This window comes from Qipengyuania zhejiangensis (assembly GCF_035607565.1).
In the GTDB taxonomy this organism is placed as follows: Bacteria; Pseudomonadota; Alphaproteobacteria; order Sphingomonadales; family Sphingomonadaceae; genus Qipengyuania; species Qipengyuania zhejiangensis.
The window spans coordinates 1,330,363-1,346,046 of sequence record NZ_JAYKGO010000003.1 but is presented as its reverse complement, the minus strand read 5'-3'; the positions used below and the strand labels follow the sequence as shown (position 1 = coordinate 1,346,046).

At 64.0% G+C, this 15,684-nt stretch carries 15 protein-coding genes; 9 read left to right on the top strand and 6 right to left on the bottom strand.

The window, feature by feature from the left end; translation table 11 throughout:
* Positions 1–213: 213 nt before the first annotated feature.
* The 7 genes from VR863_RS14370 to VR863_RS14340 are packed head-to-tail and all read left to right on the top strand — an operon-like array spanning position 214 to position 6,062.
* A complete protein-coding gene (locus VR863_RS14370; RefSeq protein ID WP_324829153.1) occupies positions 214–921 on the top strand; it encodes a CoA transferase subunit A in 708 nt (235 codons plus the stop codon).
* A 1-nt stretch (position 922) separates the two neighbouring features.
* The gene (locus VR863_RS14365) at positions 923–1,375 is read left to right on the top strand and encodes a YybH family protein (protein ID WP_324829152.1); all 453 of its coding nucleotides are present in this window, start codon (positions 923–925) and stop codon (positions 1,373–1,375) included.
* Entirely contained in the window at positions 1,372–2,304 is a 933-nt protein-coding gene (locus VR863_RS14360) for a 5'-nucleotidase, lipoprotein e(P4) family (protein ID WP_324829151.1), read from the top strand. Before VR863_RS14365 ends, VR863_RS14360 begins: the two co-directional genes overlap by 4 nt.
* Position 2,305: 1 nt before the next feature.
* Positions 2,306–2,962, top strand: coding sequence for a CoA transferase subunit B (locus VR863_RS14355; RefSeq protein WP_324829150.1), 657 nt, complete (start codon positions 2,306–2,308; stop codon positions 2,960–2,962).
* Between the two features lie 53 nt (positions 2,963–3,015).
* On the top strand, positions 3,016–4,155 hold the full coding sequence (locus VR863_RS14350) for an NAD(P)H-dependent flavin oxidoreductase (protein ID WP_324829149.1): 1,140 nt from the start codon (positions 3,016–3,018) through the stop codon (positions 4,153–4,155).
* A gap of 52 nt (positions 4,156–4,207) precedes the next feature.
* Complete coding sequence (locus VR863_RS14345) at positions 4,208–4,876, top strand: ferritin-like domain-containing protein (RefSeq protein WP_324829148.1); 669 nt, start codon at positions 4,208–4,210, stop codon at positions 4,874–4,876.
* Between the two features lie 40 nt (positions 4,877–4,916).
* Positions 4,917–6,062 (top strand): CaiB/BaiF CoA transferase family protein, encoded by a 1,146-nt coding sequence (locus VR863_RS14340; RefSeq protein WP_324829147.1) that lies wholly within the window; start codon positions 4,917–4,919, stop codon positions 6,060–6,062.
* A gap of 33 nt (positions 6,063–6,095) precedes the next feature.
* Here the strand turns inward: VR863_RS14340 and metK are convergent, their stop codons facing one another.
* The 6 genes from metK to hisS form a co-directional block, all read right to left on the bottom strand.
* The gene (metK, locus tag VR863_RS14335) at positions 6,096–7,334 is read right to left on the bottom strand and encodes a methionine adenosyltransferase (RefSeq protein ID WP_324829146.1); all 1,239 of its coding nucleotides are present in this window, start codon (positions 7,332–7,334) and stop codon (positions 6,096–6,098) included.
* Between the two features lie 37 nt (positions 7,335–7,371).
* Positions 7,372–8,961, bottom strand: coding sequence for an apolipoprotein N-acyltransferase (gene lnt / locus VR863_RS14330; protein ID WP_324829145.1), 1,590 nt, complete (start codon positions 8,959–8,961; stop codon positions 7,372–7,374).
* 41 nt (positions 8,962–9,002) lie between these two features.
* Positions 9,003–9,671 carry a DUF4167 domain-containing protein gene (locus VR863_RS14325; protein ID WP_324829144.1) on the bottom strand — a complete coding sequence of 223 codons (669 nt, stop codon included), beginning with the start codon at positions 9,669–9,671 and terminating at the stop codon, positions 9,003–9,005.
* Positions 9,672–9,915: 244 nt separating this feature from the next.
* On the bottom strand, positions 9,916–10,758 hold the full coding sequence (prmC, locus tag VR863_RS14320) for a peptide chain release factor N(5)-glutamine methyltransferase (protein ID WP_324829143.1): 843 nt from the start codon (positions 10,756–10,758) through the stop codon (positions 9,916–9,918).
* Entirely contained in the window at positions 10,751–11,818 is a 1,068-nt protein-coding gene (gene prfA, locus VR863_RS14315; RefSeq protein ID WP_324829142.1) for a peptide chain release factor 1, read from the bottom strand. The genes prmC and prfA overlap by 8 nt, the downstream gene beginning before the upstream one ends.
* A complete protein-coding gene (gene hisS / locus VR863_RS14310; RefSeq protein WP_324829141.1) occupies positions 11,815–13,056 on the bottom strand; it encodes a histidine--tRNA ligase in 1,242 nt (413 codons plus the stop codon). Before hisS ends, prfA begins: the two co-directional genes overlap by 4 nt.
* A gap of 82 nt (positions 13,057–13,138) precedes the next feature.
* Between hisS and VR863_RS14305 the strand changes: the two genes are divergently transcribed.
* Positions 13,139–15,046, top strand: a complete 1,908-nt coding sequence (locus VR863_RS14305) for a M61 family metallopeptidase (RefSeq protein WP_324829140.1) — start codon at positions 13,139–13,141, stop codon at positions 15,044–15,046.
* A gap of 98 nt (positions 15,047–15,144) precedes the next feature.
* The gene (gene ppa, locus VR863_RS14300) at positions 15,145–15,678 is read left to right on the top strand and encodes an inorganic diphosphatase (RefSeq protein WP_324829139.1); all 534 of its coding nucleotides are present in this window, start codon (positions 15,145–15,147) and stop codon (positions 15,676–15,678) included.
* Positions 15,679–15,684 lie beyond the last annotated feature (6 nt).

Sequence of the window (15,684 nt, the reverse complement as noted above, 5' to 3'; positions counted from 1 at the left end):
GTGCAAGTGCGAAAAGAACAAGCATACTTGCGTCAGACGCAACCTGTTGATGCGAAACTGTGAAGATTGCTGGATTTTCGCTCCTTCCCGCAATTTTCCGCAAGTGCGAAGCGGGCGCCAGATCGTGCTGCGATGCAAAATCCCGACGACCCCTTGCCGCCGTAGCGTCCCCCCTCGTGACAGATGGCGGGTTACCGGTTAAGCGGCCAACCCATGAACAAGATTTTCCCCGATGCCGCCGCCGCCCTCGAAGGGCTGCTCAAGGACGACATGCTCATAGCCAGCGGGGGCTTTGGCCTGTGCGGCATTCCAGAGCGCCTGCTCGAGGCAATCCGCGAAAACGGCGTGAAAAACCTCACCTTTGCCAGCAACAACGCGGGCATCGACGGGGAGGGGATCGGTATGCTGCTGCGGACGCGGCAGGTCAGAAAGATGATCTCCAGCTACGTCGGCGAGAACAAGGAGTTCGAGCGTCAGTTCCTTTCGGGCGAACTCGAAGTTGAATTCTGCCCGCAAGGCACCCTGGCCGAACGGATGCGCGCCGGCGGTGCCGGCATTCCCGGTTTCTATACCAAGACCGGCGTCGGTACGCAGGTTGCCGAGGGCAAGGAAACCAAGCAATTCGACGGCGAGGAATACATCCTCGAGCGCGGCATCTTTGCCGATCTCGCCATAATCAAGGCCTGGAAGGCGGACGAAACGGGCAATCTGGTGTTCCGCAAGACGGCCCGCAATTTCAATCTGCCCGCCGCCACATGCGGCAAGGCCTGTGTGGTGGAGGTCGAGGAAATCGTGCCCACCGGCAGCCTCGATCCCGACTGTATCCACCTGCCCGGTGTATACGTTCAGCGCATGATCGTGGGCGCGCCCTATGACAAGAAGATCGAGTTCGTGACCACGCGCGAGCGCGAAGGCGCCTAGGATGCCCCCCGCCCAGGCAGACACGGACGCGATCGACCGGACTGTTGCCGCAGTCTACGCCGCCATATCCGGCGGCATCGGCGAGGACCGCGACTGGGATGCAATGCGCGCGCTGTATCTGCCGGATGCCCGGCTCACCGCGATCCGCGCCGACGGCATCGAAAGCAGCACGCTGGAAGAATACATCGCCAGCAAGCGCGAATTCCTCGTCGCCAACGGCTTCGGCGAAAGCACGCTGGTCAACCGTATTGCCGTTTATGGCGACATGGCACACGCATGGTCATCCTATTCGGGCGGCTGGACCGAGCCCGATGGCACCCGCGGGGCCACGCGGGGTATCAATTCCTTTCAACTGATGCGTCAGCCCGACGATAGCTGGCGCGTTCTTTCGATACTCTGGCAGGTGGAGAGGCCCGGTTTGCCCCTGCCCGCCGAAATGGAGGCAATCGCATGAAATCCAAAGCGTTCACCGCCGCATTCGCAGTTCTGCTTGCAGGGTGCGCCACCGTAGACGTGCCGCCCGCCGCCAGCGCCGCTGCCCCTTCCATGTCCGGCGGCGAGCGTGCAGCGCCCGACACGATGCGTTGGCTATACGGCTCGGGTGAAGCGGCTGGCGCGTCGATCCAGGCATGGCGACAGCTGGCCGATTACGCCGTTTCGGTCAGCCGGCAGCGGAAAATGCCGGAATCGGTACCGCTCGGCCTGCCTGATGTGGAAGGCGGCATTGCGGCCCCTTCGTGCGTGGCCGCCGACGGAAAGGTAAAGCCGTTTGCCGCGGTGTTCGATGTGGACGAGACCGTCTTGCTCAACACCGGATACGAATACTGGCAGGCCTATTCCGGCAAGCCGTTCGTGGCCGAAGAATGGGAGCAGTGGGCCAAGGGGGGGACGGGCATCGCCGCGCCTGTTCCCGGTGCGGTCGCTGGTCTGGCGCGCCTGCGCGAAGCGGGCATCACCGTGATCTTCAACACCAATCGCAATTCCGACACCGCCGCCGGCACCGCAGCGGCTATCAATGCCGCGGGCGCGGGGCCCGCCGTCCACCTGGAAAACCTGTTCCTGCGCGGCGATGACGCCATGGGCAGCCGCAAGGACGGGCGCCGGGCCACCATTGCCAGCAAATACTGCGTCATCGTGCTGGCTGGCGACAACCTTGGCGATTTCGCCGATGTCTTCAACAATCCCGACCTCGGCATCCAGGAACGGCGCGCAATGGTTGCCAATGGCGATCTGGCCGACCTGTGGGGCGCAGGCTGGTTCGTGATCCCGAACTCCGCCTACGGTGCCTGGCAGAAGGGCACGATCGACGAGGTCTTCCCCCCGAATGCCCGCTGGATGCCGTCCGAAGACGGCGCGCCCGCGATAATGAACGAGAGCGAATGACATGAGCGACACGGCAGAAAAGATCGGCTGGGACCGCAACCAGATGGCCGCCCGCGCCGCGCGCGAGTTGAAGGACGGCTACTACGTCAACCTGGGCATCGGCATCCCGACGCTGGTGGCCAACCACATCCCCGAAGGGATGCATGTCACGCTGCAAAGCGAGAACGGAATGCTGGGCATTGGCCCCTTTCCCTATGCCGGTGAAGAAGACGCCGACCTGATCAACGCCGGCAAGCAGACCATCAGCGAACTGCCGCATTCCGCCTATTTCGACAGCGCCGCCAGCTTTGCGATGATCCGTGGCGGACATATCGACCTGACGGTGCTGGGTGCGATGGAAGTTGCCGAAAACGGCGACATCGCCAACTGGATGATCCCGGGCAAGATGATCAAGGGCATGGGCGGCGCGATGGACCTTGTTGCCGGCGTGAAGAAGATCATCGTGGTGATGGAACACAACGCCAAAGACGGCAGCCCCAAGTTCATCCCGGCCTGCACCTTGCCGCTTACGGGCAAGAACGTGGTCGACATGATCGTTACCGACCTCGCTGTATTCCAGCGTCCCGATCACGCCAGCCCGTTCCGGCTTGTCGAAATGGCTCCCGGTGTCACGGCCGAAGAAATCGCGGCCAAGACGACGGCGCATTACACGCTCTGACTTGCGCAGACCTGCACGCTGGATAGGGTGTCTCCCGGAAAGAGGAGATGCTCATGGCGATGAATCGTGTTTGCGAACTGACCGGCGCGGAATTCCCGCTGTTTGCCTTCAGCCACTGCCGCGATGTTGTCGCGGCGGTCAGCAAGGCTGGCGGTTTCGGCGTGCTGGGGGCAACGCGGTTCAGCCCCGACCAGCTGGAAGAAGAACTCGCCTGGATCGACGCGCATGTCGACGGGGCGCCGTATGGCGTGGACGTGCTCGTACCCGAGGTGGTCGACCCGCGCGTCGCCAGCCTTGGCGATAACAAGAGCCGCGCAGCCGCGATCGATCCGACCTACCAGTCGTTCGTAAACGACGTTCTTGGTCATTACGGCATCGCGCCCGAAGCCGAGCTGCGCGTTCTGCCGGAACGCATGGGTATCACCCCTGAAAACGGCCTGGCGCTGATGGAAGTCGCGTTCCGGCATCCCATTCGGCTGATCGCCAACGCGCTGGGCATCGCGCCTGCGGCCATGATCGAAGAAGGCAAGAAGCGCGGCGTTCCCGTGGCCGCGCTGGTCGGCGCGAAGGAACACGCGATCCGCCAGGCCGAGGCGGGGGTCGATATCATCGTCGCTCAGGGCACCGAGGCGGGGGGCCATTGCGGCGAGGTTTCCACCCTCGTGCTGATCCCCGAAGTGGTCCGTGCGCTCGGCCGGGCGGGGCACGACATTCCGGTACTTGCCGCTGGCGGGATCATGACCGGTGGCCAGATGGCCGGAATGATGGCGGCTGGCGCGCAAGGTGCGTGGACCGGATCGATCTGGCTGGCGACACCGGAGGCCGAAACGAGCGAGGCTTTTCGCGACAAGATGGTTGCCGCGCGCAGCCGCGACACCGTGCGTTCGCGCAGCCGCACAGGCAAGCCCGCGCGCCAGCTTCGCACCCCATGGCACGAAGCCTGGGATGCTGCCGATGGCCCCGGCACCTTGCCGATGCCGCTTATGGGCATGGTGTCTGAGCCCGCCTTCGCCCGCATCGAGCGCGATGCCGCGGCCGGCAATTCCGAGGCCCGCGAACTGGTCAGCTACTTCGTCGGACAGGGTGTTGGCCTTGTCGAACAAGTCCGGTCGAGCAGGCAGGTCGTCCAGGACTTTCGCGAGGAGTTCATCGAGGCAGTGGCAAGTCTCGCGGGCCTCATGGAAACCGAATGATCGGCCCGCTAATTTAGTGGATGGGAGCCGTCATCCGTGAAATAGATGGCGCATGGGTCTCTACACTTCTTTCCGAAACCGTTTCCTCGACGTACTCGGCTCGATCTACATCTATAACGAGCATCGCGGTTACACATCGCTCGACCGTGTGCTCGAAGCGGTGCGAGCGCGATGCCCGGACGATGCGGAATTCATCGCTGCGGTCGAAAAGCACCGCGCCGATGAAGAAAAACACTACCGCATGTTCAAACGCTGGTTCGAACTGCGCGGGATCATGCCCCTCAAGGTAGATCGGACCTGCGGCCATATCGATCATTTCATCGAAACGGTTTTCGGCTGCACCATCGAAGATCTCGATACCGGGGCCATCGTGGAAAACGGTGACGAGTTCGAAAAACTGTGCCGCGTCATCATGGTCACCGAGCAGCGCGGCATGGACCAGGTCGATGTGCTGCTGAAAAACCGGCACATCCGGTCCGACAAGGCGATGAAGCGTATCTTCGAAGTGGTCGAAAGGGACGAACCCAGCCACTGGATGCCTTACGATGCATGGCTGCGCGCGCACGGCCGCCGACCCAAGCCGCTGTGGAAGGAAAAGTGGACCGATTACTGGATCCACAAATCGCTGATGCTGGCGAAGCTTCCGGCGGTTTTCCTCAACCGCAAAAATCCGCGCCTGACATCGTGGCCGGACGAGGATCCCGCTGCCTACGCCATCTGAACGCTTGACCAGCGCCCGGCAGTAACGCAGCAGCGCCGCTATGTGGCTCGATAAACCCCGCAACGCCAAGGCGCCCCTCGCGGGCCTCAAGGTTCTTGAACTGGCGCGCGTTCTGGCAGGGCCCTGGGCCGGCCAGATCCTTGCCGATCTTGGTGCAGACGTAATCAAGATCGAAAGCCCCGATGGGGATGGCACGCGCAAATGGGGGCCGCCGTGGATCGACCGTGACAACGGCGACCACGAGGCGGCCTATTACCACGCCACGAACCGCGGAAAACGCAGCGTCGTCGCAGACTTCAAGAGCGCCGAGGATCTGGAGCGTGTCCGCGCCCTTGCGCTGGGTGCGGATGTGGTGCTGGAAAACTTCAAGACGGGCGCGCTGGAGAAGTTCGGCCTCGACCATGCCAGCCTGTGCGGGGCCAATCCTGCGCTCGTCTATTGCTCCATAACCGGCTTCGGGCAGACCGGGCCACGCGCGCACGAAGCGGGTTACGACTTCGTGATCCAGGGGATGAGCGGGTTCATGGCGCTGACCGGCGAACCGGACGGCCAGCCGATGAAGATGGGCATCTCGATCTCCGATCTTTCGTGCGGGCTCTATTCGGTCATCGCAATTCAGGCGGCGCTGGCCATGCGCGAACGTACGGGGCGCGGGCAGCACGTCGATATGGCGCTACTCGATTGTTCGGTAGGTCTGCTTGCGAGCCAGGCGCTGCAATTTCTTACCACCGGACAGAACCCGCCCCGCATGGGCAACGAACACGCCCAGGTCAGCGCCTATGGCGTGTTCCCCGTTGCCGACGGCGAGATTGTCCTGGCGCCGGCGAACGATGGACTGTTCCGCAGGTTGCTAACGCTTCTCGGGCGCGATGACCTGTTGGAAGACGAACGGTTCGCCACCAACGAAGCGCGGCTCGCCAACCGCGAGACGCTGGATGCGATCATCCGGGCCGAAACACGCGGTCGCACACAGGACGATCTGCTGGCGCAATGCGCGAGTGCGGGCATTCCGGCCGGACCGATCAACGCGATCGATGCCGTCTTCGCCGACCGGCAAGTCGTTGCCCGCGGGATGCGGGTGGATATCGACGGAATACCCGGCGTGCGAAGCCCGTTCACCTTTTCCGAAGCGGAACTGGCGCTCGACACGCCTTCGCCGCGCAAGGGCCAGCACCAGAACGATTGAACGGGGCCGAAGCCGCGCGCCCTCCGGCTGGGGTCAGGCCAGCGCCGCCTTCAGGTCGTCCACCAGATCCGTGCGTTCCCACGGGAACTGGTCGCCTTCCGCCTGCCGTCCGAAATGGCCGTATGCCGCGGTCTTGCGGTAGATGGGCTTGTTCAGGCCAAGGTGCGTGCGGATGCCGCGAGGGGTCAATCCGCCCAGCTTCTCGATCCGACCGATTGCCTGTTCCAGCGCCTCGTCGGTAACGCCTTGCGCGTTGGTGCCGTGCGTGTCGACATAGATCGAAAGCGGCTTGGACACGCCGATGGCGTAGCTCAGCTGGATCGTGCACCGCCGCGCGAGGCCAGCCGCGACGATGTTCTTCGCAAGATAGCGCCCGATATAGGCAGCCGACCGGTCAACCTTGGTGGGGTCCTTGCCGCTGAACGCGCCGCCGCCGTGTGGGGCTGCGCCGCCATAGGTGTCAACAATGATCTTGCGCCCGGTCAGCCCCGCATCGCCATCGGGTCCGCCGATCTCGAAGGCACCGGTGGGGTTGATGTGCCAGTCGGTCTCATCGGTCAGCCAACCTTCGGGCAGGATTTCGCTGACGACTTTCCTGACGTAGGCTTTCAGTTCGGCTTCCCTGGCACCTTCATGATAGCCCTTGGCGTGCTGGGTCGAAACGACCACCGCCGTGCAGGCCACCGGCCGTCCGTTTTCATAACGAAGGGTGACCTGGCTTTTGGCATCGGGTTCGAGGAACGGGGCCGCGCCGCTCTTGCGATCAGCCGCCAGCCGTTCGAGGATCTTGTGGCTGTAATCAATGGTTGCCGGCATCAGGTCGGGCGTTTCGTCGCACGCGAACCCGAACATGATGCCCTGGTCGCCAGCGCCTTCGTCCTTGTTGCCGCTGGCATCGACGCCTTGTGCGATCTCCGAGGACTGGCCGTGCAAGTGATTCTCGAAGGTCAGGGTCTGCCAGTGAAAGCCGGCCTGTTCGTAACCGATTTCGCGAACCGTGCGGCGGACAGCGATCTCGATTTCTTCCTTGGCGCCGGGTGCCCAACCACCGTTTTCCGCCCAATCGGGGTTGTGCGCATCATACATCGGCGCGCAGCGAATTTCGCCGGACAGGATGACCCGCTGGGTGGTCGTCATGGTTTCGCAGGCGACGCGCGATTCCGGATCTTTCGACAGCATCAGATCGACGATCGCATCGCTGATCTGATCGGAAACCTTGTCCGGGTGCCCTTCCGATACGCTTTCGGAAGTGAACAGGTAATTGGTGCGCATGGGGTTCGAAACCTCGATATAAAGAAATCTTTATGTGTTAGTTGCGGGGGTAGCTTCCCATCCGGCGCATGGCAACAAGCGATAACGCAAGCAGCACCGCTCCCCACAGCAGGGTGAGCCAGTGTCCGGCACGCGAAAACCACGTCGGTTCGGCTGCGGGCGGCACACGCGTATCGATCCGGCCCGCCACGTGGCGACCGATGTGGTCACGAACGACCCCGCGCGCGTCGATGACCGCGCTGATACCCGTGGTGGTGGAACGCAGCACGGGAAGGCCTTCTTCGACCGCCCGCATTCGCGCCTGTCCAAGATGTTGCGGCGGCCCCCAGGCCCCGAACCAGCCGTCGTTGGACGGATTGAAAATGTAGTCCGGCCGGTTGCCGCGTTCCGCGACCTCGCCGGAGAAAACGATCTCGTAACAGATCTGCATTCCCGCCCTACCGTGATCGCCGAGGTCGATGGTGCGGGGGCCGGGCCCTGGAATGAAATCGATCGATCCCGCGACCAGCCGCGAGGCGCCCAGCGGTTCGAGCAGGGCGCGCATCGGCAGATATTCGCCATAGGGGACCAGATGCGCCTTGGCGTAACTTTCGCCAAGGCGGCCCTCCGCGTCGATGGAGGTAATGGTGTTGTAGGCACCAAGGGCGCGGATACGCCCGTCGACTTCGCCCAGTTCGAGATCGGTATGGCCCGTAAGCAGCAAACTGCCCGGCCCGATAACCGAACCGATGCGCGCCCGCGCGAAGGCGGGGTCGCCGCCAGCGGTCATCTGATCATAATAGCGCTGCGGATAACCGTCGCGCAGATAATCTGGGACGCCGCTTTCAGGCCACAGGACAAGCCGCCGGCTGATCGGGCCTTCGGGAACGCTCAGCTGGGCCAGGTTCTGGAACTGCCCTTCGTACTTCGTCGGGTCGTCGATATCTTCCTGCCGCAGGTTCGGCTGAACCAGCGTAAGCGGAAGGAACCCGTCATCGCCCTTGGCAACGGGAAAGTACATGCCGGCAATCAAGGCCACAGCCATTACGCCGGTTGCAATCCAACGCCTGCCGGCAACCAGCCAAGCCAGCAATCCCGCGAGCGCGACGGCAATTCCCGACAAGGCATAGGTGCCGGTAAAGGGCAGCAGTGCGGCCAATCCCGGCCGGTCCCACGGGCCGAGCAGCGCGAGAGAGAACGGCCCCCACGCATAGCCTGTGAATACCCAGCTCCGCAGCCATTCGGCCAGCACCCACGCCGCCCCCAACGCCAGCGCAAAAGCCGGGAATGGCGCGCGGCGGGCGACGGCCGATGCGATCGCCGCGGCAAGGCCCGGATAGACCGCGAGGTAGAGCGAAAGCAGCGGAACAGCCGCCCAGCCAAGTGCAGGCGGCATCTGCGCCTGATAGGTGAACGCGGTCGCGATCCAGTTGTCGGTGACGGTGAAATGCGCCAGCCCGAACAGCCAACCGCGCAGGAACGCGTCGCGCGGTGTGGGACTGTCAAAGACGAGCAGGGCAAACGCGCCCATCGCTGCAACAGCGACAGGCCACAGGTGAAGCGGCGGGAAACCGAGCGCCGCCAGCGCGCCAAGCGCGAGCGCGGTCCAGTTGGGATGCCGGCGAGCGAAACCGAGGAATGCGTCCATCGGCCCGCCCTTAATCCGTCATGTCAGGCAATCAAGCGCGATCAGCCGACCGCGCCGACCTCGCTGTCGTCTTCCTGCTTGCGACGACGGCGGCGCGGTGCCGGCTTTTCATCGTTGGCGGTTTCCTTGGCGCCGATCGAAGGCGGCAGAACCGCAGCGTCGATTTCACCCGACTTTGCCGTGCCGGCGTCATCGGCCTTCTTCGGCTTGCGCGGGGCGCGACGCTTCTTGGGTTCGGCCTCGGCGCGGCGGGTGAAGGGGTTGTCTTCCGGTTCGTATCCGCTGTCGTTGTCGCCGTCGAAATCGCCGTCGCTATCGTCGTCATCGTTGCGATTGCGGTCCTGGCGATTGTCGTTGTCGTCCCGGCGGCCGCGCGGACGGCGCTTATCGCCGCGGCGATCATCGCCATCGCTGCCATCGTCGTCGGACTGCTCACGGTCGTCGCCGCGCTTGCCCTTCTGTTCGTCCTGGCGGGCCTTGTTGTCGGCAATCACGCGGAAATAGTGATCGGCAAACTGGAGATAATACTCGGCCTGCACACGGTCGCCATTGTGCTGGGCGTCCTGGGCAAGCTTCTTGTATTTGTCGAGCAGCTGCGGCGCGTTCCCGCGAGCGCGGCTGTCGATCCGGTTGGCCTGATTTCCGCCGCCACCTTGGGGACGATTGTTCCCGCGTCCGCGACGGCGGTTATTACGATTGTTGTTGTTCAAGGGTTACCTGTCCTCATTAATGACGCAGCGCGAACCATCGGTCCGCATATAGCCGCGTGACCCCTTGCGCGCCTGCGGAAGTCGCAGGTCGCGTGCCCCAGTTTTCGTGCATGGTATACGGGGCCTTCTGCCTCGCACCGGAACTGCATATGATCGGAGCTTAAACCGGCGGGACGAGCGCGTCGCACACCACTGGCCTGTGGCCAGAGGTAGAGAGTCGAATCGCCTTTGCCAAGCCCCTATCTCAGGAAGGGCGCAAGACCAAGGCACGAGGACGACCGCCAAGGTCCTTCCTGACCGCTACCGCGAAGCCCGATTCGCGGGCGATATCGCCCACTGCATCGCCTTGCGTGGCCCCGATTTCCAAAATTGCGACACCGCCCGGCAATAAAAGCTTGCCAAGTTGCGGCACCAGCACGCGATAGTCGTCAAGCCCCTGCGGACCGGCGAACAGCGCGCTGGCCGGTTCGTATTCGCGAACGTCGCGGTCCAGCGGGGCGTCATCTTCCACATAGGGCGGGTTGCACAGCACAAGATCGAACTGGCCCAGCGGCGCGTCCCAGTCCTTCGTGGTCCAGTCTGCGAGCAGGAACCGGGCGCGCTCGGACAGGCCCAATCGCTCGCAATTGGCCGTGGCAACCTCCAGCGCGCCCGGCGACGCGTCGATCCCGACACCGCGAGCCTGTGGCGCGTTGGCGAGATAGGCCAGCAACAGCGCACCCGACCCGGTCCCCATGTCGAGCACGCGGCCGGCATCGGGCACGATGTCCAGCGCCGCATCGACCAGTACTTCGCTGTCGCCGCGCGGGATGAGGACATCGGGCGTTACGGCAAGGCGAAGGCCGTAGAATTCCTGCGTGTTCACGAGATAGGCGACCGGTTCGTGCCGCAACCGCCGTTCGACGAGGCGTTCATACGCCGTCCGGTGCGGCAGGACATCGCGGCCGAGATGGAACACCAGCAGGTCCGACCGCGACACGCCCAGCACGTGGCCCATCAACAATTCGGCATCGAGGCGCGCGGTGCCGCTCGTCGCGGCCAGCCGGTCGGCGGCCACGCGGATGGCCCCGGCGACGGTCTCAGTCACTCAGCGCCGCGAGCCGTTTGGCTTCGTCCTCGGCAATCAACGCGCCGACCAGTTCGCCAAGGCCCGGCCCGGCGATGATTTCGGGCAGCTTGTGCAAGGTCAGGCCGATGCGGTGGTCGGTCACGCGGCCTTGCGGGTAATTGTAGGTGCGGATGCGTTCGGAGCGATCACCGCTGCCGACCATGGCCTTGCGCGCCTCGGCCTCTGCCCCCTGCGACGCTTCGCGTTGCTGCTCGTAAAGGCGGGCGCGCAGTACCTGCATCGCCTTTTCCTTGTTCTTGTGCTGGCTGCGCCCATCCTGGCAGGTGACGATGGTGTTCGTCGGCAGGTGAGTGATGCGGACCGCGCTGTCGGTGGTGTTGACGTGCTGTCCGCCCGCGCCGCTCGCGCGGTATACGTCGATCTTGAGATCCTTGTCCTCGATCTGCACGTCGACCGCGTCGGGTTCGGGCAGGACCGCAACGGTCGCCGCCGACGTGTGAATGCGCCCCCCGCTTTCGGTTTCGGGCACGCGCTGGACACGGTGGACACCGCTTTCGAACTTGAGCTTTGCGAACACGCCGGTCCCGGTCACGTTGGCGACGATTTCCTTGAAGCCGCCGACTTCGGACGCGCTCATGCTGACCGGTTCCACTTTCCAGCCCTGATCGGCGGCGAAACGTTCGTACATGCGGTAAAGATCGCCCGCGAACAATGCGGCTTCGTCGCCCCCGGTGCCTGCACGGATTTCGAGCATGGCGGGCTTGCTGTCGGCCGAATCGCGGGGAAGCATGGCGATCGCCAGTTGACGCTCCGCTTCGGGGAGGCGCCTGCGCAAGGCGGCGAGCTCTTCTTCCGCCATCGCCTTCATTTCGGGATCGGCCAGCATTTCCTCCAGGCTGGCAATCTCTTCGCGCGCCGCCTTGACCTCGGCGGCGACCTTGGCCACCGGCTCCAGCTCGGCGTAGTCCCGGGATGCGCGCACGAACTCCTCGCCCTCGAGCGTGCCCGAGGCCATCCGCGCTTCGAGCTCGGCGAAGCGATGGGTAATCTGGTCAAGGCGTTCGCGCGGTATGGTCACGAAAGTATCCGGTCGATTTCCGCCTGGTTCGGCCCGCGCACCCGGATGCTTTCGGCCCCGTCGTGGACCGCAAAGGAAACCAGGTTTTCAGCGCCCATCTTTGACGCCTTGTCGAACCGTTTTCTGGGGCTGCCGCTGGCCAGCAAATCGGCTGTCATGCCGCTGCCGCGCAGCTTGCCGATCGCGGTGATGGCGCTTGAGATCAGGCTGTCGTTTTCGACGACCACGATCACGTCCGCGTTTGCTTCACCCTTGTCGCCAACCAGCATCGCCAGCCGCTCGATCCCGGCAGCCCAGCCCACCGCCGGAGTCGGTGCGCCGCCAAGGCTTTCCATCAGTCCATCGTAGCGACCGCCGCCCAGAATCGTGCTCTGGCTACCAAGCCGGGACGCGGCTTCGCTGCCCTCGTCGGGAATGAACTCAAAGGCAGTGTGGCGGTAGTAATCGAGACCGCGGACAAGGCTTTCGGCGCGGGTCCACTTTACCCCTGCCGCATCCAGCCCGCTGGTCACCGCGTCGAAAAAGGCGCGCGCGTCGTCCGAAAGGAACTGGTCGATCTTCGGCGCATCGGCGACGAAACGCTGGTCGCGGCGATCCTTGCTGTCGAGAATGCGCAGAGGGTTCTTTTCGAGCCGCTCCTGCGAATCGTCCGAAAGCTCGTCCTTTACCGCGCGGAAGTGTTCGACCAGCGCGGCGCGCCAGGCGTCGCGGCTGTCGCCGTCGCCCAGCGTGTTAAGGTGAAGCGTGACGCCATCGATGTCGAGTTCTTTCAGCAACTGGTCGGCCATGGCCAGCAATTCGACATCCGCCTGCGGTTCGGCTGCGCCGATTATTTCCGCATCGATCTGGTGGAACTGGCGGTAGCGCCCCTTCTGCGGACGTTCGTATCGGAACAGCGGCCCATGCGTCGCCACCTTGAGCGGCGCGTGCTGCTGCCAGCCGTTGGTCAGGTAGGCGCGCGCAATACCCGCGGTGAATTCGGGCCGCAGCGTCAGCGATTCCCCGCCGCGATCGTCAAAGGAGTACATCTCCTTCGAAACGACATCGGTGGTTTCGCCGATCGCGCGGCTGAACACCTCGGTCTTTTCGAACACGGGCATTTCCACCCGGCGGAAGCGGTAGAGCTTGCGTACGCGCTCAAAGGTTTCGACCACGAAGGCGAACGCTTCGGCATCGGGCCCGAAGATATCCTGCGTGCCGCGAATGGCCTGGGGTGTCTTGCTTGGTGTTTTCGACATGGCACGCCCGTTACTGGCCCGCGCGCGGCACCGCAATGGTGCAGCGATTGCGTTGGCAGGTCCGACAAGGCACAGGGGCGCCATGTTTCGCACCTTTGCTTCGCTTGTCGCCCTGTCCCTTGCCGCACCGCTGGCCGCGCAATCCGCGCCCGCGCACCCGGCCGAAAGCCCCCTGCCACCGACTCGCGCCGCGGAATATCCCGGCACGATGGTGATCGAAGTCGATGCACGGGACACGGCAAGCCGCGCGTTTACGACACGTCAGGCAATTCCTCTTGCACCCGATACGCGCGACCTTGTGCTCGTCTATCCCAAGTGGCTGCCCGGGAACCACGCACCGTCGGGCCAGATCCAGCGCGTGTCGCGGCTGTCCTTTGCCAGCGATGCAGGCCCTGTTGCCTGGGAACGCGTGACGGGCGAACCCTATGCCTTCCGGCTGGCATTGCCCGCTGGCGCGACCCAGGTCAGCGCCGAGATCACCTACGCATCGCCTTTCCCCGGTCAGGGCTGGCGCGTGCTGATGACCGACGCGATGCTGAACGTGCAGTGGGAAAAGATGACCCTATACCCGGCCGGCTATGACGTGGGGCTGCTGCGCGTGAAGCCAAGTGTGCTGTTGCCCGAAGGCTGGGTCGCGGCAGGCGCCCTCGATGGGGCGCAGGTGGCTGGTGGCCGGGTGAGCTACGCGGAAACCGATTATGCAACGCTGGTCGATTCGCCGTTGTTCGCGGGCAAGCACCATCGCCGCTGGGAGCTTGGCCATTCCGTCGACCTCGAGGCGTTCGGCGACGAGGCGAAGAACCTCGAGGCCGACGAAGAGGCCATCGGGGCTGGGCGCGCGCTCGTCGAAGAAGCGCTGGCCACCTTCGGGGCGAAGCATTTCGACCATTACGATTTCCTGCTCGCCCTGACCGACCAGCTTGGCGGCATCGGGCTCGAACATCACCGGTCGAGCGAAAACACCCAGACCACCGACGACCTTTCCGACTTCGCTGGCAACACCTATGACAATTCCTTGCTGCCGCACGAGTTCGTGCACAGCTGGAACGGCAAATTCCGCCGCCCCGCCGGACTGACCGCGCCCGATTATCATACGCCGCTCGATGCACGGCTGTTGTGGGTTTACGAAGGGCAGACTTCGTTCTGGGACTGGGTGTTGGCCGCGCGGTCGGGCTTCATGCCAAAGGATCAGGTGCTGGGCTTTCTGGCCGAACGTGCCGCCTATTATTCCACTCAGCCGGGGCGCGAATGGCGCAGCGTCGAAGATTCGACCTTCGATCCGATGCTGGGGTATTCGGCCGACCGGCCCTTCCCCTCGCTCAGCCGGAACCGCGATTATTATCGCGAAGCCGGGTTGGTCTGGCTCGAAGCCGACCAGATCATCCGCCAGGGAACCAGAGGCAGGCGCGGGCTGGACGATTTTGCCAAGATCTTCTTCGGCATGCGGGACGGCGAATGGGACGTGCTCCCTTACGACCGGTCCGACATCGTGGCGGCGTTGAACGAAGTCTACCCCCACGATTGGGACGCATTCCTCGGCAGCCGCATGGGCGAGGCGGGGCAGCCCGCCCCGCTGGCGGGGATCGAACTGGGGGGGTACCGTCTGGTTTGGCGCGATGTTCCCAACCCCTACACCCGGCAGGCGCGCAGCGGCGGCAAGGGCGATTTTTCCGGCTCGCTCGGCATTGCCGTGGCGGCTGACGGGAAGGTTTCCGGGACTGCCTGGGGCTCGGTGGCCTTCGACGCAGGGCTTATGCCGGATACCCGGATCGTGGCCGTCGACGGCATGGCGTTTACGCAGGATCGCCTGGCGCAAGCGTTGCGGGACGCGCAGGAAAGCAAGGTCGCACCGCGCCTGATCGTACGCCGCGGCGACCGGTTCGAAACGCTCGATCTGCCGTATTTCGAAGGCGTGCGTTTCGCGTGGCTGGAACGGGTCGGCGCAAAAGAGCAAGGCCTCGACCTGTTGCTGTCGCCGCGGCGCAAATAACTCGACGCCAAGGGCTTGCCCGCCGCGCCCGTGCGCTTTAGGGCGCGGCCCGAAGTCTTTCTGGGGAGAGGGGCCGTTCGCTACTGAGAAGAGAACCGATGCGCATCGATATGATCCCCGTGGGCGACAACCCGCCCGAAAGCCTCAACGTCATCATCGAAGTTCCCACCGGCGGTGAACCGGTGAAGTACGAATTCGACAAGGCATCGGGGGCGCTGTTCGTCGACCGCATCCTGCACACGCCGATGCGTTATCCGGCCAATTACGGCTTCGTACCCCACACGCTCAGCCCGGACGGCGATCCGCTGGATGCGCTGGTGATCGCGCGTTCGCCCTTCATTGCCGGGTGTGTCGTGCGCGCCCGCCCCATCGGCGTGCTGAACCTCGAAGACGAACACGGCGGAGACGAAAAGCTGATCTGCGTTCCCGTGGACACGACCTTCCCGTATTATTCGGACGTGGGCGAAACCAAGGATCTGCCATCGATCATCTTCCAGCAGATCGAACACTTCTTCACCCACTACAAGGATCTCGAAGCCGACAAGTGGGTCCGGGTCGGCAAGTGGGGCGATGCTGCCGAAGCGCGCCGCATCGTGATCGAAGCAATCGAACGCTACGAAGCCGACAAGTAAATCCCG

Coding starts and splice junctions, on each gene's coding strand:
- VR863_RS14365 (WP_324829152.1), top strand. CDS start 923: ATGCCCCCCGCCCAGGCAGACACGGACGCGATCGACCGGACTGTTGCC.
- VR863_RS14355 (WP_324829150.1), top strand. CDS start 2,306: ATGAGCGACACGGCAGAAAAGATCGGCTGGGACCGCAACCAGATGGCC.
- VR863_RS14350 (WP_324829149.1), top strand. CDS start 3,016: ATGGCGATGAATCGTGTTTGCGAACTGACCGGCGCGGAATTCCCGCTG.
- VR863_RS14305 (WP_324829140.1), top strand. CDS start 13,139: ATGTTTCGCACCTTTGCTTCGCTTGTCGCCCTGTCCCTTGCCGCACCG.
- VR863_RS14370 (WP_324829153.1), top strand. CDS start 214: ATGAACAAGATTTTCCCCGATGCCGCCGCCGCCCTCGAAGGGCTGCTC.
- ppa (WP_324829139.1), top strand. CDS start 15,145: ATGCGCATCGATATGATCCCCGTGGGCGACAACCCGCCCGAAAGCCTC.
- VR863_RS14360 (WP_324829151.1), top strand. CDS start 1,372: ATGAAATCCAAAGCGTTCACCGCCGCATTCGCAGTTCTGCTTGCAGGG.
- VR863_RS14345 (WP_324829148.1), top strand. CDS start 4,208: ATGGGTCTCTACACTTCTTTCCGAAACCGTTTCCTCGACGTACTCGGC.
- hisS (WP_324829141.1), bottom strand. CDS start 13,056: ATGTCGAAAACACCAAGCAAGACACCCCAGGCCATTCGCGGCACGCAG.
- lnt (WP_324829145.1), bottom strand. CDS start 8,961: ATGGACGCATTCCTCGGTTTCGCTCGCCGGCATCCCAACTGGACCGCG.
- metK (WP_324829146.1), bottom strand. CDS start 7,334: ATGCGCACCAATTACCTGTTCACTTCCGAAAGCGTATCGGAAGGGCAC.
- VR863_RS14340 (WP_324829147.1), top strand. CDS start 4,917: ATGTGGCTCGATAAACCCCGCAACGCCAAGGCGCCCCTCGCGGGCCTC.